The organism is Clostridium sp. AF28-12 (assembly GCF_003435225.1).
Lineage (GTDB): Bacteria > Bacillota > Clostridia > Lachnospirales > Lachnospiraceae > Pilosibacter > Pilosibacter fragilis.
In genome coordinates this window covers 75201-101270 of record NZ_QWGJ01000004.1, presented here as the reverse complement: position 1 = coordinate 101270, position 26070 = coordinate 75201, and the positions used below count along the sequence as shown (strand labels likewise).

The 26070-nt window shown below is 49.4% G+C and carries 20 protein-coding genes and 1 other RNA gene; 1 reads left to right on the top strand and 20 read right to left on the bottom strand.

Going from position 1 to position 26070, the window contains the following annotated elements; all coding sequences use genetic code 11:
• Positions 1 to 106: 106 nt before the first annotated feature.
• The 11 genes from DWY93_RS05130 to DWY93_RS17100 all read right to left on the bottom strand — a co-directional run bounded on the left by DWY93_RS05130 (position 107) and on the right by DWY93_RS17100 (position 14202).
• Positions 107 to 2308, bottom strand: a complete 2202-nt coding sequence (locus DWY93_RS05130; RefSeq protein ID WP_181968495.1) for an SH3 domain-containing protein — start codon at positions 2306 to 2308, stop codon at positions 107 to 109.
• A 289-nt stretch (positions 2309 to 2597) separates the two neighbouring features.
• Entirely contained in the window at positions 2598 to 4010 is a 1413-nt protein-coding gene (locus tag DWY93_RS05125; RefSeq protein ID WP_117469840.1) for an oxaloacetate decarboxylase subunit alpha, read from the bottom strand.
• Between the two features lie 66 nt (positions 4011 to 4076).
• Positions 4077 to 5225, bottom strand: a complete 1149-nt coding sequence (locus tag DWY93_RS05120; RefSeq protein ID WP_117469841.1) for a sodium ion-translocating decarboxylase subunit beta — start codon at positions 5223 to 5225, stop codon at positions 4077 to 4079.
• Between the two features lie 38 nt (positions 5226 to 5263).
• Positions 5264 to 5665 (bottom strand): biotin/lipoyl-containing protein, encoded by a 402-nt coding sequence (locus tag DWY93_RS05115; RefSeq protein WP_117469842.1) that lies wholly within the window; start codon positions 5663 to 5665, stop codon positions 5264 to 5266.
• 21 nt (positions 5666 to 5686) lie between these two features.
• Entirely contained in the window at positions 5687 to 6481 is a 795-nt protein-coding gene (locus DWY93_RS05110) for an OadG family transporter subunit (RefSeq protein WP_117469843.1), read from the bottom strand.
• Between the two features lie 17 nt (positions 6482 to 6498).
• Positions 6499 to 7929, bottom strand: a complete 1431-nt coding sequence (locus DWY93_RS05105; RefSeq protein WP_242990531.1) for a carboxyl transferase domain-containing protein — start codon at positions 7927 to 7929, stop codon at positions 6499 to 6501.
• A 175-nt stretch (positions 7930 to 8104) separates the two neighbouring features.
• Entirely contained in the window at positions 8105 to 9007 is a 903-nt protein-coding gene (locus tag DWY93_RS05100; RefSeq protein ID WP_117469845.1) for a YitT family protein, read from the bottom strand.
• Positions 9008 to 9185: 178 nt separating this feature from the next.
• A complete protein-coding gene (fsa, locus tag DWY93_RS05095; RefSeq protein WP_117469846.1) occupies positions 9186 to 9839 on the bottom strand; it encodes a fructose-6-phosphate aldolase in 654 nt (217 codons plus the stop codon).
• A 217-nt stretch (positions 9840 to 10056) separates the two neighbouring features.
• Positions 10057 to 11700 (bottom strand): DUF3298 and DUF4163 domain-containing protein, encoded by a 1644-nt coding sequence (locus DWY93_RS05090; protein ID WP_117469847.1) that lies wholly within the window; start codon positions 11698 to 11700, stop codon positions 10057 to 10059.
• Positions 11701 to 12038: 338 nt separating this feature from the next.
• Positions 12039 to 14009, bottom strand: coding sequence for an oleate hydratase (locus tag DWY93_RS05085; protein ID WP_117469848.1), 1971 nt, complete (start codon positions 14007 to 14009; stop codon positions 12039 to 12041).
• Between the two features lie 22 nt (positions 14010 to 14031).
• Entirely contained in the window at positions 14032 to 14202 is a 171-nt protein-coding gene (locus DWY93_RS17100) for a hypothetical protein (RefSeq protein ID WP_181968494.1), read from the bottom strand.
• Positions 14203 to 14399: 197 nt separating this feature from the next.
• Here DWY93_RS17100 and DWY93_RS05080 point away from each other — a divergent pair, with 197 nt between their 5' ends.
• Positions 14400 to 15614 (top strand): 6-phosphofructokinase, encoded by a 1215-nt coding sequence (locus tag DWY93_RS05080; protein WP_252196285.1) that lies wholly within the window; start codon positions 14400 to 14402, stop codon positions 15612 to 15614.
• Between the two features lie 227 nt (positions 15615 to 15841).
• Here the strand turns inward: DWY93_RS05080 and DWY93_RS05075 are convergent, their stop codons facing one another.
• The 9 genes from DWY93_RS05075 to DWY93_RS05035 all read right to left on the bottom strand — a co-directional run bounded on the left by DWY93_RS05075 (position 15842) and on the right by DWY93_RS05035 (position 25946).
• Positions 15842 to 18142 carry a SpoIID/LytB domain-containing protein gene (locus DWY93_RS05075; RefSeq protein WP_117469849.1) on the bottom strand — a complete coding sequence of 767 codons (2301 nt, stop codon included), beginning with the start codon at positions 18140 to 18142 and terminating at the stop codon, positions 15842 to 15844.
• A 24-nt stretch (positions 18143 to 18166) separates the two neighbouring features.
• On the bottom strand, positions 18167 to 19486 hold the full coding sequence (locus DWY93_RS05070) for an AI-2E family transporter (RefSeq protein WP_117469850.1): 1320 nt from the start codon (positions 19484 to 19486) through the stop codon (positions 18167 to 18169).
• 225 nt (positions 19487 to 19711) lie between these two features.
• Positions 19712 to 19889, bottom strand: a non-coding RNA gene (ssrS, locus tag DWY93_RS05065) — 6S RNA.
• A gap of 195 nt (positions 19890 to 20084) precedes the next feature.
• Positions 20085 to 20747 (bottom strand): HAD family hydrolase, encoded by a 663-nt coding sequence (locus DWY93_RS05060; protein WP_117469851.1) that lies wholly within the window; start codon positions 20745 to 20747, stop codon positions 20085 to 20087.
• 269 nt (positions 20748 to 21016) lie between these two features.
• The gene (locus DWY93_RS05055; RefSeq protein ID WP_117469852.1) at positions 21017 to 21958 is read right to left on the bottom strand and encodes a cell wall hydrolase; all 942 of its coding nucleotides are present in this window, start codon (positions 21956 to 21958) and stop codon (positions 21017 to 21019) included.
• Between the two features lie 301 nt (positions 21959 to 22259).
• Entirely contained in the window at positions 22260 to 22760 is a 501-nt protein-coding gene (gene ybaK / locus DWY93_RS05050; protein WP_021906009.1) for a Cys-tRNA(Pro) deacylase, read from the bottom strand.
• A gap of 339 nt (positions 22761 to 23099) precedes the next feature.
• Entirely contained in the window at positions 23100 to 23894 is a 795-nt protein-coding gene (locus DWY93_RS05045) for an ABC transporter ATP-binding protein (protein WP_117469853.1), read from the bottom strand.
• Entirely contained in the window at positions 23887 to 24816 is a 930-nt protein-coding gene (locus DWY93_RS05040) for an ABC transporter permease (RefSeq protein WP_117469854.1), read from the bottom strand. Before DWY93_RS05040 ends, DWY93_RS05045 begins: the two co-directional genes overlap by 8 nt.
• Before the next feature lie 92 nt (positions 24817 to 24908).
• The gene (locus tag DWY93_RS05035) at positions 24909 to 25946 is read right to left on the bottom strand and encodes an ABC transporter substrate-binding protein (protein WP_117469855.1); all 1038 of its coding nucleotides are present in this window, start codon (positions 25944 to 25946) and stop codon (positions 24909 to 24911) included.
• Between the last annotated feature and the right edge of the window lie 124 nt (positions 25947 to 26070).

The window sequence follows — 26070 nt, the reverse complement described above, 5'->3', positions numbered from 1 at the left end:
CCAGCTTTTTCCAGGCTGGGCATTATCTTGTTTTCATAATTTCCGCCTGTACTTCTAAGCATAGTCTTTCCAGAAATGGATCTTATTATGACCAGATATTCCCATATCAGTTACCGATCACAAGTTTTCCGCTGCCGGTCGCGCCCTCCGGATAAGAACCACTCGTTCCCGTCGATGACGTCACGAGCTTTCCAGACCCGGATGCGCCTTCCGGATAAGAGCTCTGTGATCCGGAATTTGTACTTCCAGGGCCGGTGGTTCCGGAACTGCTTCCGCTGTTCGATGTTCCGGTCGATCCGCCAGGTCCTACTGTAGATCCGGTCGTCGTAGAGCCCGAGGTCGAAGAACCTGTGGAGCTTCCTGTCGACGGGGAAACTACGGTGGTGCTGCCGTTTCCGTTTCTTTTCGCAATGGAAACCTGGTATGTGCGGACATCACCGTTCTCTGCCTTCACCTGAATCTTCACAATCGTCGTTCCGCTTCCAAGGCTGATCGATCCCGCTCCGCTGACTGCTGCCTTGGAGTCGATTGCCGTTGCACGGATATTTACAGAGGAAACAGAAGAGTCCACAACGAGATCATACTTCTCCGTATCTTTATTGAAGGTTGGTGTCAGGGAATATCCGTCGATGGTGATTCCTGACAGCTTGTTGTTCGGGCTTCCCGTTACGGTCGGCTTTGCGCAGGCAGTTTCCGGCATATTGTTGAATACCGGGATCTTGAACACGAGCGCCTGTTTCTTCATCTCATCCGTATAGGCTCTCGCGAGCTTCGCGCCCTCCCCGGCCGCGCCTTCCACGTTTGTCATATACTGATGCTTGTAAGGGCTGCTGCCCTGCACATTAAACTTCTTTAAATAGAAGGTATCCTGTCCATTTTTCAGGAAATTCTCACTGTAGTAGGTCGCGCCGCCGATGATGGACTTCTCGATAGAATTCCACGGTCTTCCGTAGCTTCCAGACTGGGACGCGTACCAGAGACCTCTCGTGATGGCTGACATGGAGCCGGAGGCGAAAGCGCCGATATTAAAGAAATTATAGTAACCTTCATAGCCTGAGGTCTTTCCTGAAATACTTCCAGATTTACCTATCCCCTGCTCCTGAAGGATCATAGCGCCAAGGACATACGGGTTGACGCCAGTCTGGGCCGCCGCCTTCATAATAATATCCACATAAGTCTGTCCCGTCGGTACCGGTGAAGTGTTTGACGCGCCGGTATTGTCATCGGTGATGGCAGACGCGTCCATTCCTGGACCATACTCTACCTCCGGGAGTGCCGTTGTATACATCTTTCTCTGGCTGATCGTGGAGCTCACCGTAGAACCCGGCCCCTCAAGGCTCACACCCTGATTTTCGCTGCCGGAGCTTATGTTGCCGCTTCCATAAGGACTTCCGCCGGACGTTCCAGAACTCATTCCCGGTCCGTAGTTTTCCCCCTGCTGCAGGGAGCCGGAAGCTTCAGTATTCGTTTTACTGTTTATGACTGCCGCTGTACCGGACCCCGAAGTCTCCTGGATACTCTGGGCTGCCGTCGTCTCCTCCGGCGTCTTTTCCAGAAATGTTCCCGTGATCAGGCTCGTAAGTCCCGCTCTCGTCTGGGTATTGCTGTCGAAGGCGTGATGCAGAAACTGGAATACATAGGTATCGTTTAGGAAATTTCTCGGATCCATATAGTAGGCGACAATGTCCTTGGATGCCGCCACCCAGGAAGAACCGTCGAATCCGGTCCAGGTGCTTGTATTCCAGTCGTAAGCGCCGTAGTCTGTGGATTTCCAGGATGAAATGCTCGCCTTCGATACCAGATTCGTTCCGACTGCTCCTTCCGCCTCCATCACATCGCCCCAGTTAAGCCCCGTCTTCTGGGCCTGGAAGACCCAGGTCGGATGTTCCGTGTGAAGGGTCCGCAGAGACGTCTTGTAGCTTTCCGGGAATCCCTGGCTGTTTAAATAGCTCTCAAAGTTCGCGTCATAGCTGTAGGATACCGGGAATTTGATATAGTCTGAACGGACATAGCCTCCCTGTGTCCCTGAACTGGAGGAAAACTGGATCTTATACCAGATCTTCCCGTCGGATCCCGTTGTCTCGGAAACCACTGTCACAGCAGCTCCGTAGGCAAGTTTTTTTACGATAGATCCCGTCGTCCCCGGTGTACTCCGCACATTCAGAGTCGTGGCATTTACTGTCGCCGAGCCTGTCGCCGCGTATACGGAAGACAGCCCGGATATCATCGTTCCGGTGTGAGCCGCACAATCTCCCAAAAGGACCGCCCCCAGCATCAGCGCCAGAAATCTTTTTTGTCTCTTTGTCATGTTTTTCTTCTCTCCCACTGCCGGTTTCGTGAAATTTTGCATAAAATCGACATCATATCCATTATAATGATAAAGGCACTTTTCTGTCAACCGCGCAGGAGAAACTTCACACAAATTCCAAATATTGCCGCATTTTCTTAATAAAAACTTAAAAAAGAAACTATAACCTGTAGAAGCTTCCACCGCCAGTTTCTTTCGAATGCATGACAGCACAAAAGCCCGGCATCTCCTCATGGAAACGCCGAGCCTCATGTTTTTTCGTCAATTACACTTCAGATTTACTGCAAAATTATACCGGGTAAGCTTTATTTGCTTTGTCTGCAGTCTTCTGGTCAACCTTCGTCTGCTGGGCTTCACGGTACTCGAAGAAGTCTTTTGCTACAGCCGGGAACAGAGCATAGGATAATACATCCTCATCCTGCTGCTTCCACTGTGCGCATTCCTTCTCGAATTTCGGTAACTGCGGCTCGATCAGATCTGCTGGACGACAGGTGATCGGAGTCGCATCGCCGATGATCTTCTTCTGGACTTCTTTGTTGAACGGTTTCACCGTCTTACCAAATTCACCCATCATGATCTTCTTGGACTCCTTCGGAACCATCTTATATCTCTCGCCGGCAAGAACGTTCATGACAGCCTGTGTGCCAACGATCTGGGAGGACGGAGTTACAAGCGGCGGCTCACCGAAGTCTTTTCTTACTCTCGGGATCTCCTCAAGCACTGCGCGGTACTTGTCTTCCTGGCCAGCTTCCTTTAACTGGGAAACAAGGTTGGAAAGCATTCCGCCCGGTACCTGATACTGGAGCGTCTTGATGTTTACACCGAGAACCTTCGGGTTCAGAAGGCCGCTCTTTAAAGCTTCCTCACGGATCGGTGTGAAGTAATCGGTGATCTCTGCAAGCAGATTCTGGTCATAGCCAGTATCATACTTGGTGCCGCGGAATGTCTCAACCATAACTTCAGTTGCCGGCTGGGATGTACCGAGAGCCAGCGGAGACATTGCGCAGTCAATGATATCGCAGCCTGCTTCCACAGCCTTTAAATATGTCATGGAAGCAACACCGGAGGTATAGTGCGTGTGCAGGTCGATCGGCAGCTTTGTACCCTGTTTTAATGCCGTAACAAGCTCAGTAGCCGCATACGGAGTTAACAGACCTGCCATATCCTTGATGCAGAGGGAATCAGCGCCCATGCTCTCGATCTCGGAAGCGATATTCTTCCAGTAATCAAGTGTATACGCATCGCCTAATGTATAGCAAAGGGCGATCTGGGCATGTCCGCCTTCCTTTTTTGTTGCCTTAACGGCAGTCTCAAGGTTTCTGATATCATTCAGGCAGTCAAAAATACGGATAATATCAATACCATTTGCGATGGATTTCTGTACAAAGTACTCAACCACATCATCTGCATAATGATTGTATCCAAGGATATTCTGACCACGGAACAGCATCTGGAGCTTCGTGTTCTTGAATCCAGCTCTCAGTTTTCTGAGTCTCTCCCACGGATCTTCCTTCAGGAAACGCAGGCAGGCATCAAAAGTAGCGCCGCCCCAGCATTCTACTGCGTGGTAGCCAACTTTATCCATTTTGTCAACGATCGGAAGCATCTGATCAGTCGTCATTCTTGTTGCAAGGAGAGACTGATGCGCATCACGAAGAACGGTCTCAACGATCTTAACCGGCTTTTTCTGAACTTCTGCCATTTTATTATCCTCCTACCGGGAGATCTGCCCGGGCAGACCTCCCTATATTAAAAGTTTCGGTTCCAATTAAACTCCGAAGATAGCCATGAAGGTACCTGCAGCAACTGCTGTACCGATAACGCCGGCTACGTTCGGTCCCATTGCGTGCATAAGAAGGAAGTTTGTCGGATCTGCCTCAGAACCAACCTTCTGGGATACACGGGCTGCCATCGGAACTGCGGATACTCCGGCAGAACCGATTAACGGATTAACCTTACCACCAGTTACCTTGCACATGAGCTTACCAAAGATAACGCCGGCTGCTGTACCGAACGCGAACGCGATAAGTCCAAGGATAACGATCTTGATAGTTGTAACTTTTAAGAATCTCTCAGCACTTGTTGTAGCGCCAACGGAAAGACCGAGAACGATTACAACGATGTACATAAGAGCGTTGGAAGCTGTCTCCTGTAACTGTTTAACAACGCCGGACTCACGGAAGAGGTTACCAACCATAAGCATACCAACGAGCGGAGCTGTTGTCGGAAGGATCATACAAACTACGATCGTAACGATAACCGGGAAGAGGATCTTCTCAAGTTTGGATACCGGACGAAGCTGTTCCATCTTGATCTTTCTCTCTTCTTCCGTTGTTAAGAGTTTCATGATCGGCGGCTGAATGATCGGAACGAGAGCCATGTAGGAGTAAGCTGCTACGGCGATCGGTCCCATGAACTCAGTCTGTCCAAGCGTACCTGCAAGAAAGATGGATGTTGGGCCATCAGCACCACCGATGATGGAGATCGCTGCGGCTGCCTTGTCATTGAAGCCCATGAAAATAGCCATAAAGTAAGCGGCGTAGATACCGAACTGTGCGGCAGCGCCTAAAAGGAAGCTCTTCGGGTTAGCGATCAGCGGACCGAAGTCTGTCATCGCGCCTACACCCATGAAGATCAGGGACGGAAGAATACTCCACTCATCCAGTAAATAGAAGTAGTGAAGAAGTCCTCCAACTCCGTTAGAAGAATCTTCAATGCTCAGCATAATATCCGGGTAGATATTTACAAGCAGCATACCAAAGGAAATCGGTACAAGAAGAAGCGGCTCAAATCCTTTTCCGATCGCAAGGTAAAGGAAGATACACGCAACTAAGATCATGATCAGGTTTCCTACGCTTAAATTCAGGAATGCTGTCTGCTGAAGAAGATTCAAAAGTGTATTTTGAATGTATTCCATGTTAATCCCTCCATGTGGAATCTGCAGTCAGCAGAAAATTAGTTTAATGTAGCGAGTGTAGCACCCGGCTCTACGGAATCACCAACAGCAACATTGATTGTTGCAACAGTGCCGTCCTGCGGCGCAACGATCTCGTTCTCCATCTTCATAGCTTCAAGGATCAGGAGAACCTGGCCTCTCTTAACAGCCTGACCTGCAGATGCCTTAACGCCAAGGATCTTACCCGGCATCGGAGCTGTAACTGCTACTGCGCCTGCTGCGCCAGCCGGAGCTGCCGGAGCTGCAGCCGGTGCCGGTGCTGCCTTCGGAGCTGCTGCCGGTGCCGGTGCTGCCTTCGGTGCCGGTGCTGCTGCCTTCGGTGTGGAAGCTGCGCCTGTGAAGCCCTCTTCTACTGTTACTTCATATACATTACCGTTTACTGTGATTGTATAATTTTTCATTGTGATTTCCTCCTGATAATATTAATTCCAGTTTCTGTTAGAAACACGTTTGATGGAGCGGACTACAAGTCCGTTGTCAACAGTCTCTTTTCCCTCGTAAGCTGCAATCGCTGCTGTAATCACGGAAACGAGCTCTGTGTCGTCGGTGAGGTTCTCCTCCTCAGCCGGTGCTGCTGCCGGTGCCGGAGCCGGAGCTGCCGGTGCTGCCTGCGGTGCTGCCGCCGGTGCCGGTGCTGCTGCAGCCTTCTTTGCCTTCATCTTTGCCTCAAATACGTTGATGTATTTGAACATGCTGATCAGCCAGCTGATGAAGATCAGGACTGCGAATACAACGCCCATACCCATTAAGGTATTCATTCCGGCTTTCGCCATCTTCTCGCCTGTTGTGTAAACCGGAGAGAAGGAAATTGTCTCAACCTTGTTGAGGTCCTCGTCTGCGATCAGAGTGAATTCCATCGCTCTCTTCTCGTAAACAGTGTTCATTCTTGCGACATAGCCGTCATCACTTTTTGTAACGACTGCTGTCTCGCTGGAAACGAACGCGCCAAGGTCATCCTTAATGGAATCCCAGGATTTTAACGCATTCTCCATAACAGTATCTTTGTTCTTTACGCTTGTTGCAAGGGCCTGTTCGATGGAAGCGTCATCCATCTGGTTGAACAGATCCAGGTACTGCTGGGAGCCGGACTGCATCGCCATTTCGATCTGCGGATCGATCGTTTCAGCGGTGTCAACGGCTGCAGAGCATCCTGCAAGCGCGAAGAGGCAAACTGCCATGCAGAGTGCAAGCCAGATTCTTCTAATTCTCTGTTTCATATTTCAGCCACCTCATATTAGATCGTTCCGTGCTTTTTGGACGGACGATCCTCTCTTTTTGTGAACAGCATCTCAAATGCAGCAGCTACACGCTGTCTTGTCTCGGAAGCCTCGATGATATCGTCTACATATCCTCTCTTTGCTGCCGCAAGTGCGCTTGCCTGCATCTCATTATACTGTGCTGCTTTTTCATTGATCAGGGCTGCCGCATTGTCAGCCTTTGTGATCTCGTCAGCATACATGATCTTCACAGCCGGTACTGCTTCCATGACACCGATCTTCGCGTTCTTCCATGCGTATACAATGTCAGAACCGATGGACTTGCTGTTCATGGTAAGACCTGCTGTTCCGTTTGCCTTGCCGACAACGACAGTTACCTTCGGAACGTCAGCGTTTGCGAATGCGTAGGTCAGGCGTGCTGCCGCCTTCGCGATCTTCTTCTCGTTGCATTTGCAGTTCTTGTAACCATCTACATTGACGAGTGTAAGTACCGGGATCTCGAAAGCGTTGCAGAAGTTTACAAATGCTACTGCTTTCTCACATCCTGCTGCGGTAAGGGCTGCGTCATAAGTAGCAGTCTTCTCGCCGTCTGTATAAACTTCGCTGCGATTTGCAACACAGCCAACGGTAGCTCCGTTTAAGCGGATAAATGCCGTTACCATCTCCGGTGCGTAGTCCTTCTTCATTTCCATGTAGAAGCTGTCATCAGAGATCATGGACAGTGCGATGGATGTATCGCCTGCGCAGTTCTCGATATCTGTGCAGATTCTGTTTAAGTCATCCTCACATTCGCTGTAAGACATGTCATCCTCGTTGTTAGCCGGAAGGATGGAAACAAGGTTTCTGATCTCTGTGAAAATTTCTTTCTCGGAGCCAGTCGCGCATACGTTTCCTGTCTCTTTTGCCTGATACTCAGCGCTGGAATTATCAGCATCGTTCTCAGCGATTACAAACGGAGCATTCACAAACATTTTTGCGTCCTGTTCCATAAATGTGAAATCAGCCATTTCAGATGCCACAGCCATTCCGCCGCCGCAGTTTCCAAACACAGCCTGGATCTGCGGGATCACACCGGATGCCATTGCCTGGCAGACATAAAGTTTGCCGAAGCCGTCCAGGGCATCCATGCTTTCCTGGAGTCTGAATCCTGCACAGTCAACCAGACCAACAATGGGTGCGCCCATTTTCATAGCCATACTATAGAGCTTCTCGATCTTCTCTGCGTGCATTTCGCCGATGGATCCGCCCATTACGGACGCGTCCTGGCTGTACACATAGACGAGAGCGCCATTGATAGTACCATAACCGGTAACAACACCATCTGCAGGGGTTTCCTGAGACTGCATGTTGTAATCAGTGCTTCTGGCAGTAATATAAGCACCAACCTCAACAAAGCTGTTGTCATCAAGCAATTCATGAATTCTGTTGATTGCCGACGTTTTTGTCATTTTGCTGTCCTCCATTATTCCTTAAATTGACGAAAATCAAATTTCTGCCTAGTGTAATAATAAACGGATTTGATGCAAAATTCAAGGAGTTTTTCCCCGCCTTAGCAACATTTTTATCCCTTTTCGTCAGAAAAATTTAAGAAACTTTTTTTCTAATGCCTGTCTCGTGATGCAGTTAATTTTTTAAACCTTCTGCTTGCAGATGACGTTTCATCTCAGTAAAGCCCCGCCCGCGGACTTCTCCGACCTGGTGAACCACCATGAATGCTTCCGGATCGATGTCCATCACGATGCGGTTTAATTTCTGAAGTTCCCTGCCGGAAACTACGGTGACGACGGCCATGGACGTCTTTCTTAAGTGCCCGCCCTCGATCTGGAATAATGTGGTTCCACGGTCAAGCTGTTCCTGCACTGCGATATTGATCTCCTCGTATTTCTCGCTGATGATCTTCGCCTGTACCTGCTTTTTGCCCATCATGAGCATCTTGTCCAAGATCACGGTGTAGACCATGACCATGATAATCCCGTAGAGGATCTTTTCCCGGTCGCGGAACAAAAGCTGGGATAAGAGGATCGCCACATCGAAAACGTACATGGACACAGATACCGGAACCTTAAAGCGTTTCTGCAGGACAAGCGGAGGGATGTCCATGCCGCCGGTGGAGGCACCGGAGCGGATCACGAACCCCAGAGCGAATCCGATCATGATCCCAGCAAAGATGGCACAGAGCATGGGATCCGTTGTGAATACGAAGTCTCCCGCCAGGGCGGTCAGGCGGTCAAGGATGAACGGGTAATAAAATGTCGCAAGCAGGGTCGTCGCCGCAAATTTTTTCCCCAACTCCAGCCAGCCGAGACCGAACATGGCGATATTGAAGACCGCCACGAAGCCGGAAAGAGGGATCCCGAAGAAATGCTGTGCCATAAGACCAAGTCCTGTGGTTCCCGCGGCGATCATGTCCAACGGCAGAATGAAGAGGACGACTCCCGCAGCGTAGACCGTGAGACCAAACAGGATAACCGCAGTCTGGATAACGACAGATGCCGCCTTGTTCTGTTTTGTTTCTGATGTTTCCATTTTTTTTTGTTTCCTTTCTCTTTATATTCTGTTTATTGTTGTTTGTATTGTTTATATATTTTATATTATTTAATTTTTTCCTTTGCAATTTTCCACGTTTTCTATTCTTTTCACTACCTCTTTATCACAGAAAAGCGCGCAAAAAAAGGACGCCCGGAGGCGTCCTCATGAATTTCCCTTATTTGCCGAAAACTGCTTCATAGTCTTTACGGAATTTCTCAATTCCCTGGTCAGTTAACGGGTGATGTGTCATCTGCTCGATTACTTTATACGGAACCGTCGCGATATCAGCGCCTGCAAGTGCACACTCTGTTACATGCATGGTGTGTCGTACGCTTGCCGCGATGATCTCTGTCTCGATATCATGGAGAGCGAAGATCTCTGCAACAGTGTCGATGAGATCGATACCTGGCTGGGAGATATCATCGAGACGTCCTACGAACGGGGACACATAAGCTGCGCCTGCTCTGGCTGCAAGAAGTGCCTGGTTGGCGGAGAAGATCAGGGTCACATTCACCTTGATGCCTTCGGAAGAAAGCACTTTTGTCGCCTTTAAGCCTTCCACCGTCATCGGGATCTTAACGACCATATTCGGGTGGATCTTCGCGATCTCGCGGCCCTCCGCGATCATTCCCTCCGCGTCAGTTGTTGTTGCCTTTACCTCACCGCTGATCGGTCCGTCTACGATAGAAGCGATCTCTTTTAAAGTCTCAACATAATCTTTTCCTTCTTTTGCGATCAGGGACGGATTTGTTGTAACTCCGCAGATCACTCCCATGTCATTTGCTTTGCGGATTTCATCCACATTGGCTGTATCAATGAAAAACTTCATTGGTTCCCCCTCCTGTATTTCAAATAATCGTAACTGCCTGGTATTTTCACAGCTACAAATCGTCATATAAGTCCATTTTAACATGAGGATATGTTTTGTCAATGCATTTCGACGTTTTTCCCGGATTCCGCCCATTCCTGAATGCGTGTTCGCGAAAAGTTGCAGATTACAGCAGGCGAGCGCGTTCGGTGTGGAAATTCACCATGACACATTCTTTTTATCCAGCATACGGGATAAATTCAAAACAATCCTCTTCATACACCCCGTCGATCTCGAATCCCCAGCCTTTATCCGACTTTCCCACCGCCAGACGGCATCTGCGTCCATCGGAAAGCTCCATGTCCACAAAACTTTCCAGATCCGTTGCCCGGACATAATACTTTGTTCCGGCAGGAAGCTTTTCCTCTTTCCCGCTGCCATCCGCGTCGAAGACTGTCACCGGAAGCTCCCTCGTGGATACCAGCGCCGCCTCATCCTCCTTTGAATCGCAGACATTGACTTTTGTATACACATCATTCTCTGCCACCGGCATCCCGCTCTCACCCACATGGAATTTCCGGTAAGCGTCATATGTTCCCAGGGCATCCACTCTGCGGGTAAGGTAAAATCCATCCGGATCATTTAACAGGGCGCCATGAGGACTGTCATTCGATGTACCAACATGGCAGATCTCTTCTCCCTTCAGGTCAAAGACTTCCATGGTCCTCCAGTCATTCTCACTCTGGATCTCCGTGTAGAGATATGGGTGCCCGTCATCTGTCATGACGATCCAGCCGTACTGGGGCTGTCCATAGAGTTCCATCGTGAATTCTTTCTTCTTTCCACCCTGTTCCCGCTCGATCGTGATATTTCTCGCGTCATACCCGTCTGCGGCATCATCAAAATGATAACTCACAGAAGTATCGTTTTCCTCGTGCTCATACGTCACAGTCTCCCATGGACTGATCTTTTCTGCCCAGCCTTCTGAAGCTTTCCCTATATAGTCTGTCTGGAACATCGCTTCATTTCCGGCAAACGGAACCTCCACTTCAACAGCTCCTGCCGCATATGAGGCGATAACATACTGATCAAAATGAATGCACACACCTGTTTTTGTGATGCACCATCCCAGTGGCCCATATCCATCCGTCCCCGCAAACAGACTGTCCACAGTCATTTCATAATCTTCGAATAATTCCTTCTCCTCCTTCTGGTCAGAAAGCTCCTCCTCCACATATTTCCGGAATCCCGGAAGATCTTTTACTACATCGCAAAGTTCCAGCTCTTTTCCTGTCTGCGTATCGAAATTGTGGTATTCCGTCACAGAGCTTGGATGCGCGCCTCCCAGATCATAATATTTCAGCCAGTACATACTGACGACCGTATGGTCGAAGCGGACCGGATTAAATTCATAATTGCAGACATATGACTGCTTCATATCCGGGTAATTGTTCCGCATATCCTCAGCTTCTTTTTTATAGGAGGCATACTCCTCTTTATTCTGGCTGACCAGGTTTTTATTCAGGAAAATGAGCGACTGCTTCAGCGCATCATATCCGTCCCCCTGTACATAGACCTTGTCGCAGCGCGATGTGATGATTGGAGTCTGGTCTGTGTCATCCCATTCCCCGTCATATTCCCCGCTTACCGCGATAGGGATCAGGGTGAAGCGGTCCGTCTGGGCATCCGCGCCCGTATTCCCATTTTGATCAGTGCCCGATATGCTCTCCACCGCACTCTCCGGCTCACGTTCCGCTGTGGATCCAGTCTCACCGCTCTCCTGTGTCGTCTCCGCCGCTGTATCCACCGTCACTATATCTTTTTTCTGACAGCCGGTCATGAGACTCATTGCGATCAGGAGATATAGACCATATTTTCTCATACTGTTTCCTCCCTTTATCAATTTTTATAACCATTCGATTTTATTTGCCGATGACATGCAGCATTCACATTCTGTTTCCCTTTGCAGCCGAAATTTTCCTGTATCAGGATTATTCCTTTTTATAGCCTTATCTTATCGCACATGCTCCGGGGAATCCATTTCTTTTCCCTTACGAATTCTTAAAACAAAGCGGAAGAAAACAGAACGTACAGCGGATCTCCCCCTCTTGCAAAAAATTTCGGCATATTTGGGCATAAAAATACCGGAAACAGGCAGTTCCCCATTTCCGGCATTTTCATCATATTCTCATATATCTATTTTATCTGCGCGCCGCGTCTCTACAGCATCCAATCCTTCAAAACATCGTGATCACGCAGAAGTTTTCCAACGATCGTCTTATCGATCTTTCTGAGCAGCGGCTTTTTCAACATTTCAAACGGCATCGGAAGCTTCATCTCAAGCGGGGACTTTCCGTCCATGAGCTTCACCGTGCTGTCTAAGAGCTCTCTCACATCATAGACACTGCCCCATACCTCCGGCACACCGCGGTCCACTCCACAGAGTCCGTATACTGCCTCCATGGCGGTACGGACAGAATACTCTGTGGTAAAGATCGTATCTCTCGGAGTCTCTGCAAACTGTCCGAGGAAGGCGGCGTTTACAGATCCGTCCGGAATTACATCCGGGCGGTCTCCGGCAGCTCTCGGCATAAAGAACGCTGTGATATATGGCATCATGGTCGGCGTGCAGTTGCACTCTTCTCCTGCCAGTCTCCCGATGTCCTCCACCGGGATTCCGAGATGATACAGCCACTCGGCGGTGATCTCCTTACCGGTACACTCCTTCATGGGTTTCTTCACATAGTCGCCCGGGACATCGGTGAACAGGCTGTATACCCATACACACACCTCGTCCTTCTTCTGATTCTTGAACTGTCCCTGGCGGTTGATGGTCCAGCTCAAAAGCCACTTGGAATCGCGGCAGCTCACGATACCGCCGGTAACAACTTTGCCTGTCCTCGGGTCGCGCTTGCAGATTTTCTTGATCTGGTCGATGATCTCTTCATTTGCGGTGGTGACCGTCGCAGACTCCCAGTTCGTCTTCTCGATATCGGAGCAGAATTTTTCCGGATGACCGAAGGACGGATCCTGGGCTGCAATTTTCTTCCAGAGGCTCCAGCAGCCGCTGCTTCTCACTTCCGCGTCACCCACCGGCGCATGGTTCTGGTCACCGTAGATCGTCCCTTCTGTACAGCTTCCGTTTGTGATAAACACAAGGTCCTTTTCCGTCAGCGGGATCTCCGTGTCCCCGTTCTTCGTGCGGCACTCGATAGCGCGGGCCGTCTTCTTTCCGTCCGTGATCTCAAAGCGGACGTTTGTGACCTCTGTGCCGAACCGAAACTCCACGCCTGCCGCCTCCAGGTATTTCTGCATCGGCAGAATCAGGGATTCGTACTGGTTGTAGCGGGTGAATTTCAGAGCGGAGAAGTCCGGAAGGCCGCCGATATGGTGGATAAATCTCTGGAAGTACCGCTTCATCTCCAGGGCGCTGTGCCAGTTTTCAAAGGCGAACATGGTTCTCCAGTAAAGCCAGAATTGGGAGCCGAATACCTCATCATCGAACACATCCTCGATGGTTTTGTCATAGAGATCCTCATCCTTCGTGAAGAAGAGCTTCATGATCTCCATACTGCCCTTCTGGCTCAGACCAAACTTTCCGTCCGTATGGGCATCCTCGCCGCGGCGCTCTGTGGCACGACAGAGAGAATAGTTCGGGTCATGCTTGTTTAACCAGTAATACTCATCGAGAACGGACGCGCCTGGAACCTCCAGGGACGGGATGCTGTGGAACAGATCCCAGAGGCACTCGAAATGATCCTCCATTTCGCGGCCGCCGCGCATCACATATCCTCTTGTCGGATCATCGATTCCGTCGCAGGCACCTCCGGCGATATCCATGGCCTCTAAGATGTGGATGTTCTTTCCCGGCATCTGGGCATCGCGGACGAGAAAGCATGCCGCTGCCAGGGATGCGAGACCGCTTCCCACAAGGTACGCGGACTTCTCCTCGATTCCCGCCGGCTTCTCCGGGCGGGCGAACGCTTCGTAGTTTCCGTTTGTGTAGTAGATTCCCTTGCTGTTCTTATCATGTTTTCCGAGTTCTGTGTTGCGGTAATCGGATCTGCTTCCATGGGAAGTCTTTTTCATCTTATCCATTTCCATGTTTCCGCGCTTCTTCGCCGCGAGTACCGCTGTGATTCCAGCTCCGGCTGCCAGAACTGCTCCGGCTTTCCATCCTTTTTTGCTCATCGTTTCTGGTTTCCTTTCCTGTTTATTTCGTTTCTACATTCCGTATCATGTAGTTTTCATAACTATATTGCTGCTTTTGATAGTAATCCTTTCCGCGGGCTTTGTCAAGCTTTCCATTCAAATATTTTGAACGCAAAAGTTTTTTCTGCGCTTCCCGCCTTTTATCTTCTCCTTTTTTCTGATTTTCATTCAAAAAGTACCCCGCCCGCTGTCTCTATAGGGGCAGCGAACAGGGTACTAAAAAGGGGAGGATAAGTATTAATCTTTTTCTTTTGTACTGGTCATAGGATTGCCCGTTTTTCCGTTTTTATACATTCATCATTGATTTTCCATACACATTTTTTTATAATAAGCTTACGGAATACATTCAGATTGGAGAATACAGAAATCATGAAAAATCTTGTAATCGGACAGTCCGGCGGACCTACCGCCGTCATCAACGCGAGCCTTTATGGTGCGGTAAAAGCATTCAGGGAATCCGGCGCGGACGGACATGTTCTCGGAATGATCAACGGAATCGAGGGATTCCTCGCTGACCATGTGATGGACCTTTCCACGGACCTCTCTGACAAGGAACTTGAGCTCTTAAAGCTCACTCCGGCCGCATACCTTGGTTCCTGCCGTTATAAACTTCCGGCAGATTTAGACAGTGAAGTTTACCCTGCGATCTTCGATAACTTCCGTGAGATGAACATCGGATACTTCCTCTATGTGGGCGGAAACGACTCCATGGATACCGTGGACAAGCTCTCCCGCTATGCGGAGAAGATTGGAAGCGATGTGAAATTCATCGGAATCCCGAAGACCATCGACAACGATCTTGTCCTCACCGACCACACACCGGGCTTCGGAAGCGCCGCAAAGTATGTTGCCTCCACCGTCCGCGAGATCGTCCTCGACGCCTCCGTCTATCAGCAGAGATCCGTCACCATCGTCGAGATCATGGGACGCCACGCAGGATGGCTCACCGCTGCTTCCAGGCTTGCAAGAAAATATGAGGGCGACAACCCATGCCTTATCTACCTCCCGGAGACTCCGTTCTCCTTAGAGCAGTTCTATAATGACCTGGACGCTGCATTCAAGAAATCCCCGAACCTCGTTGTCTGCGTCTCCGAGGGAATTGCCGATGAGGGCGGCACCTTTGTCTGCGAGTACTCCGACGCAGCGAAGCTCGATTCCTTCGGTCACAAGATGCTCACCGGCTGCGGTGAGGTTTTGGAAAGCTTTGTCCGCGACAAGTTCGGCGTGAAAGTCCGCTCCATCGAGTTAAATGTCAACCAGCGCTGCAGCGGCATGATGGTATCTGAGACGGATATCGAGGAAGCTGCCATGGCAGGCGCTGCCGGTGTGAAGGCAGTTCTCGCCGGGGAGACAAAGAAGATGATCGCCTTCAAGCGTGACTCCGACATGCCGTACAAGATGCACTGCACACCGGAGGATGTAAGCCTCATCTGCAATCAGGAAAAGAAATTCCCAAAGGAATGGATCAACGCGGCAGGAAACGATATCACCGATGACTTCTCAGCTTACGCTCTCCCGCTGATCCAGGGCGAGCCGAAGCGCGTGATGGAGAACGGGGTGCCGAAATACCTGTACAGAAAGTAAGTTTGGTATTATCACCCATAACCGCGAATTTTAACAAAACTCTTCAACAAAAGCAAAAGCCCGTGAAAACATGCTTCCACGGGCTTTTTCCTTTTCTTTCCTTGGTAAGAACTCTCCCACTTCCTGTCCCAGACTTATTCAAGATCGAAACAGCCCTGCACCGCTGCCAAACGAAATCCACTTTTCCATTTAACTGCTGCACAGAGCTGTTTATTTTTCATATTCCATTAATTCACTTCACTAATATCCATCAGCCCGCACCCGTCATAGAAGAACTTTAAAATCTCCTGGCAGGTCTTTCCCTGCTTTGCCATGCCCTGGGCACCGTTCTGGCTCATGCCGACACCGTGTCCGAAGCCGCCTCCGTAGATTGTGAAGGTCGTCACCTGATTTTCATCGGTTCCGTTGTTCTCGATATAGATGAAACCGCTGGGAAGCGTATCCCATCCCGTAGATGTGGAACCGTCTTTCCTGTTGTATACAAGTGATACATTTCCGAGAATGCTGCGGATCCTGCTCTGCCCGGAAAATGTCTTGGAACCTTCCGTTCCAACGACCTTCAGGGTCTTCGCGTATCCACCCGCTCCCCTGGATGTGATCGTAAGTCCCGTGATCCTGCCGACCCCGCCGATCTTTTCGTCCAGGATCGTGCTGGTGGTCTTCGTGTTCCAACGGAACATCGGGAAGTCAGAGTCGTAGGCATCTGTGTTCTCGTCCTTGATAAAGCTCTCAAAGGCCTCGTTGGATGTCAGATCCAGCTTCTTCGCCTTGTTGTTGATCGTGACTGCCCTGAGGTACGGCGTGTTGGACGCATCCGCTCCCCACACACTTCCGTCGGTTCCATGCCCGTCAGATGTGGAGTAATAGAACGCCTCGATGGGATCCCCGTTGTATTCCAGAAGCTGACCAAAGGTCTCATTCACAGCGGTATCCGTGGAATCGAAGGTCAGCGTGTTGTTGTACACCTGGAAATTCGTGCTGTCATCCACATGGGCACCATAGGTCGAGTAGGCATTGCCCTGAATCTGCCTCCATGCGTAGGTTCTCGCACAGACCGCCTGGGCCTTCAGCGCCTCCAGCTCATAAGTCGGCGGCATCTCGCTCGGTGTCACCCGCTTTAAATATTCCTCGAGATCCACCTCGTTTAAGAGAAGCAGGCCGTCGCTCTCCTCCGTGATCTCCATATGTCCCGGATAGACGGGCATTCCCTGAGCGCGCTCCAGACTGTGTACCGTGATCATTCCGCCTTCATTTGCGGAACGGAATGTGAGACGCCCACTTGCGACCCTTGAATCTCCCGGTTTTATCGTCACCGTCTCCCCTGCTGCGATGGACTCCGTCTTTGCATCCTTCTCATCTCCGTACTCCAACACTGCCATGGAGTCGCAGGAAAGTGTGATCGTATCATGGAACAGTGACTTAAATCCGTTCGTCATGATAAGCACGCGGATCATGTCGATATCCGGTTTCTCCGTCGTCAGGGCCGCACAGATCTTTCCATCCGCCACCACAAATTCCTGCATGTGGTAGCCGACGAGAATATCCTTCTTCTGCTGTTCCCTGAGAACACCGTAGGTCCGATAGATCTTAAACTGATCCGCCAGCGGCACGCTGCCGTAGCCGTCGATCTCAATCTCTGTGTCGCGGACCGCAAGGACCGTTCCGGTGATCTTCTCTTTCTTCAGCACCAGTCGTTTTGGGGTTCCGCCCTTTAAGTACAGATCTCCGATCTGACCGGAGATCTCGCTCTCATCCTTTAAAACTCCCTTTACCGGAAATTCCCTCTGGATATTTCCGATAAAGACCGTCACTGTCTTTCCGGAGAATCCCGAGATCCAGGCATTCTCGTAGACGATCTCGTCCGAGACCATCTCCTCCACCTTTAAGATCTCATCGTCTCTCGCCAGAAACCGGATCTTCTGGTCAATATATCCGTCGAGGTAAAGTCCCTCAAACTGAAAAATACCGTCCCTCGTGTAGGCTGTCCATGCAGGCGCACCATCCACATTGTCCGGTGTTCCGTAAAGGTCCGTCTCCACCTCGGCCACAGCTCTGTCCGGATCCACCGCCGCGCGGAACGCGTCATAGAACTTCCAGAAATTCTCACTGGAGACCGCCTTTTTCGCCCGGTCACCGGAATCCACATAAGAAAGGAGCGCATCTGTTTCCCCTTTTCCCTCTTCCGATGCCTTTTTTGCCCAGTCCGAAAGAACCGCGTATGTAACTGCGGACGTAGCGCTCCGCTCGTCCGCTTTGACCGATCCGCTGTCAATATATCCCTGACCATAGAGGTAGTCCATATATTTCACATACCACTGGTCCGATAGATCTTCATCAAAATTCGACGTCTCCGGCGCATTTTCAAGAATTCCATTCCCCGACTCCAGTGTCAGTGCCACCGTCCGGGATGCCGCTGCCAGGGAGACTCCATCCTCTTCCCTGTCCAGAAGTACGATCACGATCAGCAGAACCACGATGAACGTCGTGACTCCCGCCATCCAGTTTATCAGTTTCCTTCTCTCGTTCATAATTCCTTTCCCGACCAGAACCAGCTACTGTTCGTCACCGTGTTTTTTATACTCGCCGTTCTGTTCGTCGATCCGCTTCAGATTTACATAGTCCTCTTCTTTTATGCTCAGACTCTTCTTTGAAAGGAGATATTCCTGAATCTGATTATAAATATGAATGATGACTGCCATCAACGGAACCGCAATGATCATTCCCACAAATCCGCACAATCCGCCGAACAGCAGGATCGAAAACAGTACACCAAAGCTGGAAACACCTGTGGAATTTCCCAGGATCTTCGGTCCTAAAATATTTCCGTCAAACTGCTGAAGCACAAGGATCAGCCCAATAAAGTACAGACACTGTTTCGGACTGATGAGGAATACGAGGATCGCGCACGGAGCTGCTCCAATAAATGGTCCGAAGAACGGTATCACATTCGTCACTCCGATGATCACGCTGATCAGCAGCTCATACGGCAGCTTAAACAGATGCATCAGGATAAAGCAGAGAATTCCGATGATCAGGGAATCGATCAGTTTTCCGATAATAAAGCCGGAAAACGCTTTTTTAATAAACTGGAATTCAGCCACAACGATATTGGCCGCTTTCAGTGGAAGAACGGAATAAATAAATTTTTTTCCCTGCGCTGATAGGGATTCCTTGATATTTAACAGATAGATCATAACGATCAATCCGATCAGCATGTTTTTTGTCAGCGTGATCACATTCATGACTCCGCTGGATACGCCGCCGACAATCTTCTCAATATTCTGGAAGTTCTGGAAATTGGAGAGATTCGACATTAAGTCCGTCTCCATCCAGCTCTGAAAATACTGGGCTGACTGCTCGTAAATATTTAAGATTGCCTGCTCCACCGGCGGGTTGTTCACGAAGAATTCCGTCAGCCAGTCATACACGTTCTGGAAATAAACCGGCATCATGTTGATGATCCCCACGATACTGGAATAGAGCTGCGGGATGATCATGCTGGAAAGGCTTACGACCACCACGATCAGAAACGCAAGGCTTATCACTGTTCCAACGGCTTTTCCAAGGAAATTGCCGAAGGATTCACTCTTGAACCGTTTCTTTGGCGCGATCTTCTTTTCCTCGTCCTCTTTTTTCTTGTCGTCATCGTGCACATACACGACTGTATTGTAGCACCGGTTATAGACCGGAGACATTAAAAAAGCAAGTACAGCGCCGTAGATCACCGGTGCCAGGACAAACCGTACTTTTCCCAGAAAGGCAAACACTGCATTCCTCTCCAGAAACAGAAAGACGACAAACACCGCTGCGATCAGTACCAGGATTGCCGTCACCCCCATGTAAATGTATCGTTCGAACCGTTCATTTTTCATAAAAAAGTTTCTCCTTTGCAGTTGTTTCTTCCATTCATATCATATGTATCGAAACCTGTTTGCACCCATAATATCATACTTCCCATGTTTAGAAAAGAGCATTTGCGAAATCTAAACCCCCGTCATGCGCGGAAATCATGCGTCGTTCATCCATGTAAAATAACGCCATGTTATATCCCACTATATGAAAAGAAGCAGCGATCTCTCGCTGCTTTTTTATCTTTCGCAATCCCAAAATGCCGTTTCCTGAATAATTGACGCCTAGCAATGCTAGGTGGGCATCCGCACTTAAACATCTGCCTTCCACTCTTTGGAGGCCTGACATCCGTTCAAAAATATAGGAATCCCGTATGTCAAAATGTAGGTTCAAAATAGACAGGAGTGTCGAACATCCCAGGAATCACATTCCCTTTAACTGAGAACTATTATAGCGCATCACGGATCATTTTTCAAGTTCCATTTCCTGGTGTCATGTATTTTTCTGCGACTCATAATTACAACTCCCGACATAGCTGTAAACCGGATCTTCGATCCCTGCTGTACTGTCTGTCTTGTCTTTAACACAGACAAAGCATCCCAAATATCGGCTGATCTTTTTTTACATCATACCTTTTAAGAGCTTTGCTGTCTCCTCCGGTGTCTCACAGAGGTAATCTGTCCCGGCGCTCTGGAGTTCTTCACGGCTTCCATATCCGTAAAGCACGCCGATCACGGAAAGTCCCGTTTTCTTCGCACCGTATACATCATGTTCCCGGTCACCCACCATGATCACGGAAGGCTTCTCCTCCTCGCTGATGCAGTTTTCTTCCAGGACATAGCGGATCACATCGTCCTTATTCACACGCGCTTCATCCATGGACGCGCCGCCGATAAATTTAAAATACTCTGTCAGTTGGAAATATTCCAGGACTTTCTTTGCGGTCTCCTCCGGCTTCGATGTTGCCACATAGAGTTCGAGGCCAGCCTCCTTTAAGGTCTTTAACATATCTTCCACGCCATCGAACGGCGCATTATCCATCCAGCCTTTCACATCGTAGTATTCCCGGAACACATAGATCGCATCATTTGCGTCCTTATCTGAAAAATTATAATATCTCTTAAAGCTGTCGAAGAGCGGCGGTCCCACAAACGGTTTCAAGACCGAAAGGTCATCCACATGGATGCCGTAATGTTTCAGCGCATACTGAACACCCCTCGTGATCCCTGGCATGGAATCCGTCAGTGTGCCGTCAAGATCAAAAAATACTCTTTTTAACTTCATCATTTTTCCTCTTTCACGTATTTCCAATTTCATGAGTTTTATTATCCCATGCCCCCATTTAAATGTCAATTATAAAATCCTGTACTGCCCTTCCGCCAACCTCCACTATTTTCCATGGCTATCGACTTTTCGTTTTCAAACCGACAGAATATATCACCTGTATTCTATTTCAGATCTGCAGCTGCAAAAAAGCGGCACCCACCAGAACCGCTTTTTTACGGTTCTGGCACATGCCGCCTTTCCCTTATCCTTTTTATCTGACCCGGAGTTTACCGGAAAAACTCGTGATTTCCATGTTTAAACAGGAATTCCAGATGTCTGTCAAACCAGCTGGCGTTCTTTTTTGATGACGCATGCCGGTTCATAAAATACAGGGCACCGTCCGTCAGATCTTCACCTGAGAGCGCCCGCCCTACGGCCTCCACCGTCTCGGCTGTGACCCTGCATCTCTTGATGGAGCCGTTGGACACCGGTGAAAACTGGTGTTTCTGGTAGACAACTTTCGTGATCGTGTTCGGGAATGAGTCATTCTCCACACGGTTTAAGATCACGTTCGCCACCATGACACGGCCTTCCATGTCACAGTTTCCAGCTTCCGCCTGCACGATCCGTAGAAGAACATCGTAGTCGCTGTCAGAGTAGCCGGTGAAAACTTCCCTTGCAGGCTCCTCCGCCGCAGTCTCTTCCGCTTCCGCCTGTACCTCTGTCACAGGTGAGCCTTCTGCTTCCGCCTCAACCTGCACAGCTCCGGTCTCTGCGTTTCCCGCAGTTTCCACTTCCGGCCCCGCAGACTCATCCTGAGCCCCATTGCTCTCGTCTGCTTTTTCCGAAGCTCCTGCGTCCTCGGCGCTGTTCTTATCATTCGTCTCTGTATTTTCAGTTTCTCTCTCGATATCTGCTTCCGTCTCCGCGGATGATGCTTCATCCGCCGTCGTCTCATCCTCTAAAACATTTCCGTCTGTTTCCGGAAGAGCAGTATCTTCTGTCTCCTCCAGACTGTCTTCATCCGAACCTCCCTGCGTCTCTGCAAACGCTACGATCGCGTTTTTGCCTCCGCCCTGGAAGTCCACCGCTGTAAATGGAATCACTGCAATCAGTGTTGCGCCCATCGTGAGAATTGCCGCATTCCGGTGCATCTTCTTTGTCACACCGGTGAAGAGTGATTTCACAAACTGAAAGACTGTCTGAAGAAATGAGTTCCATGGATTCATTTTTGAATACCCTCTTTCTCCGTCCTGTCGCCGGTTGTTCATTCCGACCGTTTTCCGGCCGGTGTCTGTGATTATAGGAGAATGAGAGGGCAAATGTCAATAAGCCATGGCCAACTTTGTTACATTTTACAGCCCGTTTTTTAATGATTGTTACATTTTATTAATATCTTTTCCAAATATTATCGGCATAAAACCTAAATTTTTGGTGGTATTGGCAAGTATAAAATATTGCAAATGTTACAATTTTGTTAAATATTGATTCCCCACTTTCAGGTGGTTTCCGATAACTTTTTCATTTATGTTAACCATTTTGCTGCAAATCCAGCAGTTTTGCTCCCACATAGTCCGCGAGAGTCTGCGGGGAAAGCAGTACCTGGAATCCCCTCTGGCCCGCGCTGACAGCGATCGTTTCGTATTTTAACGCCGCCTCATCAATAAAAGTCGGGAACTTTTTCTTCATTCCGATAGGAGAACAGCCACCGCGGATGTACCCCGTTGTGGCTAAAAGATCCTTCATCGGAAGCATCTCCACCTTCTTATCTCCCGCCGCTTTCGCCGCCTTTTTTAAATCTACTTCACCGTCCACAGGAATACAGCAGACGAGAAATCCGGTGCGTTCTCCCTTCAGTACAAGGGTCTTAAACACGCTTCCATGATCCACACCCAGCATGTCCGCCGCATGGCTTCCGGAGAGATCGTTCTCATCCACCGGGTACTCCTTCGCCTCGTAAGGGATTTTCGCGGCATCTAAAAGCCGCATCACATTTGTCTTTGTTTTATCATTTTTTGCAGATCTGCTCATAAATATTTCCTCCTGAACACAGCCTTTTCCCTGCGCCGCATCTGCCCGCAGTCCGGTATTTAATCCTTTTAGGCTGCACATCATTTATACAACGGAATACGCAAAAAAGCAATAATAAAGAATGTGCCTTGGCACATTTTCGCGCCTCGCGCGGTCGCTTGCGACAATCTACATCTTCGCGCGAGTGCGCATCATTGGCACATGAGTGCCTTTTATGTAATAGAGAATTCCTCGGAATTTCCTATTACACAAAAAACGGCAGCAAACTCTGTAATCTGCTTACAGATATCCGCTGCCGTTTATCTACTTTTCGACCTGTTTCTTCTATATATATGGCCCCTACGACAGGATCATACGGTCGTTCGCAAGTTCGCCGCCTGCAGCTTCCTCAAACTTCGCAAGAAGATCCTGGACTGTCAGGTGTTTCTTCTCCTCTCCGGCCACATCATAGATCACGTGGCCTGCGTTCATCATGATCAGACGGTTCCCGTGGGCGATCGCATCGCGCATGTTGTGAGTGATCATGAGTGTTGTCAGATGCTCACTGTTTACGATCTTGTCGGTTGTCTCAAGAACCTTCGCTGCCGTCTTCGGGTCGAGGGCTGCCGTGTGCTCGTCTAAAAGGAGAAGTCTCGGCTTCTTTAAGGTTGCCATGAGAAGGGTCAGCGCCTGTCTCTGTCCGCCGGAGAGAAGTCCGACTTTTGATGTGAGGCGGTCCTCAAGACCAAGGCCTAAGATCTTTAACTGCCCCCTGTAGAACTCACGCTCTTTTGCGGTGATTCCGGCCTTCAGAGAACGTGTCATTCCTCTTCTTGCTGCTAATGCCATGTTCTCCTCGATCTGCATGGTGGCAGCCGTTCCTGTCATCGGATCCTGGAATACACGTCCGAGATACTTCGCACGCTTGTGCTCCGGGAGCTTTGTCACGTCGATATCATCGATGGTGATTTTTCCCTCATCCACAAACCACGTTCCTGCGACCGCATTTAACATGGTAGATTTTCCAGCTCCGTTTCCACCGATGACGGTGACAAAATCGCCTTCGTTTAAATGAAGATTTAATCCGTTTAACGCAGTCTTTTCATTGACGGTTCCCGCGTTGAAGGTTTTATAAATACTGTGAAGATCAAGCACGAGGTGCACCTCCTCTTTTTACCGGTTTAGAGAAATATTTGCCTTTCATGTACGGGATCGCAAGGAATACCGCAACGACAAGAGCTGACAGGAGTTTTAAATCGTTGGAATTTAATCCCATCCAGAGTACGACCTGAAGGACCAGATAGTAAATGATCGCGCCGAAGGCAACGGAGAACAGCTTGAAGCCGAAGTTCTGGCTGATCTTTCCGAATACGACCTCACCGATGATAACGGCTGCGAGACCGATCACGATGGCGCCACGGCCTGCATTGACATCTGCAAAGCCCTGATACTGGGCATATAAGCCGCTCGCAAAGGCAACGATCCCGTTGGAGATCATAAGACCTAAGATCTTTGTGAAATCGGTATTGATACCCTGGGCACGTGACATATTCTGGTTGGAACCCGTAGCACGGATGGAGCATCCGATCTCCGTTCCGAAGAACCAGTAGAGGACTCCGATCAGGATCACAATGATTAATGCTGTCACGAAGATCGTGTTCTTATAAAAAGCGACTCCCTTTACATAACGGAGAGACACTAAAAGATCATACTTATCCACGCTGATGGCCTGATTTGCCTTACCACCCATAATGCGAAGGTTGATGGAGTAGAGACCAAGCTGAGTCAGGATTCCCGCGAGGATCGCCGGGATCCCCATCGCCGTGTGAAAGATTCCGGTCACCAGACCCGCGATCATTCCCGCGATAAAGGCTGCAAACAGGGACACTCCCACAGAATGTCCGTTTAACATGAAAATGATGCAGACAGCACCTCCCGTACACATGGTTCCGTCCACGGTAAGGTCTGCAAGATCGAGGATCTTATATGTAATATAAACGCCGATCGCCATGATGCCCCAGATGAGTCCCTGTGCACAGGCACCCGGCAATGCATTAAACAATGTTGCAAAATTCACGTTTCTTTCCTCCTATGGCTGATGATAACAAACAGGGTGACAAAATTTTTTGCTGTTTGCCACCCTGATGTCCTCATAATTTCAAGTCGTTATTATTCTTCGATCACAACGTAGTCATCCGGAACCGTGATTCCAAGTGCCTCACAGTTTGCCTTATTGTATTTCTTTGTTACCTCCGGCGCAAACTCGATCGGCATTTCCTTTACGTCCTTGCCGTCCATCAGGATCTCTGCGCCCATCTCACCGGCTTTGTATCCGATGTCGTAGTAGTCGATGGAAAGAGTTGCAACGCCGCATCCGGAGCAGATTCCTTCTTCACCTGCAATTACCGGAACTTTCGCCGGAAGGCAGATATTGTTTATGATCTCTGCATTGGAAGCAGCCGTATTGTCGGTCGGGACATAGAGAACATCGTTCTCTCCCGCTGCTGTTGTTGTTACGGAAGCGATATCGTTGGAGTCTGCGAAGGTGTATTCCTTACAGGTGTATCCAAGATCCTCCAGAGATCCTTTTACGGTTGTTGCCTGATATTTGGAGTTCGGTTCTGCGGAGCAATATAATAAGCCGACATTCTTTGCGTCCGGGAACAGCTCGTTGAGCATCGCAGCCTGCTGGTCAAGCGGTGCGAGATCGGAGGTTCCGGAAATGTTAAGACCTGTCGTACCGGTCCAGTTATCGATGTCAAGAGCAGTCGCATAGTCTGTGATGGAAGTTCCGAGGATCGGGATCTCGCTGGTTCCTGCCGCTGCGGCCTGAAGAGCTGCAGTCGCGTTTGCAAGGATCAGATCTACGTCGTTGGAAACGAACTGGTTGATGATCGTCGCGCATGTTGCAGAATCACCGGATGCGTTCTGAAGATCAAATTTAACATTGTCACCGAGCTTATCTTTTAATGCAGCCTCAAAGCCTTCTGTCGCCGCATCAAGAGCCGGATGCTGGACTAACTGGCAGATACCTACGTTATAAGTCTTGCCGTCCTCTTTTGCCGCCTCAGTGGAATCTGCTGCCGCAGCTTCTGTTTTTGCCTCTGTGGCTGCTGCTGTTGTCTCTGCTGTGGAGCTGGATCCACAGCCTGTCAGTGCGGAAGCAGCGACAACGGCTGCCATTGCAAATGCTGTTACTTTTTTCATAATATCGATCTCCCCTCAATTTTTCTCTTTTCGGAATCCTTTCCTTCATGCGGCATTCCGTTCTTAAATGCGTTGTTGCGTTACGCTTTAACGCGTGTGAGTGAAACTGTCATTATCATACACC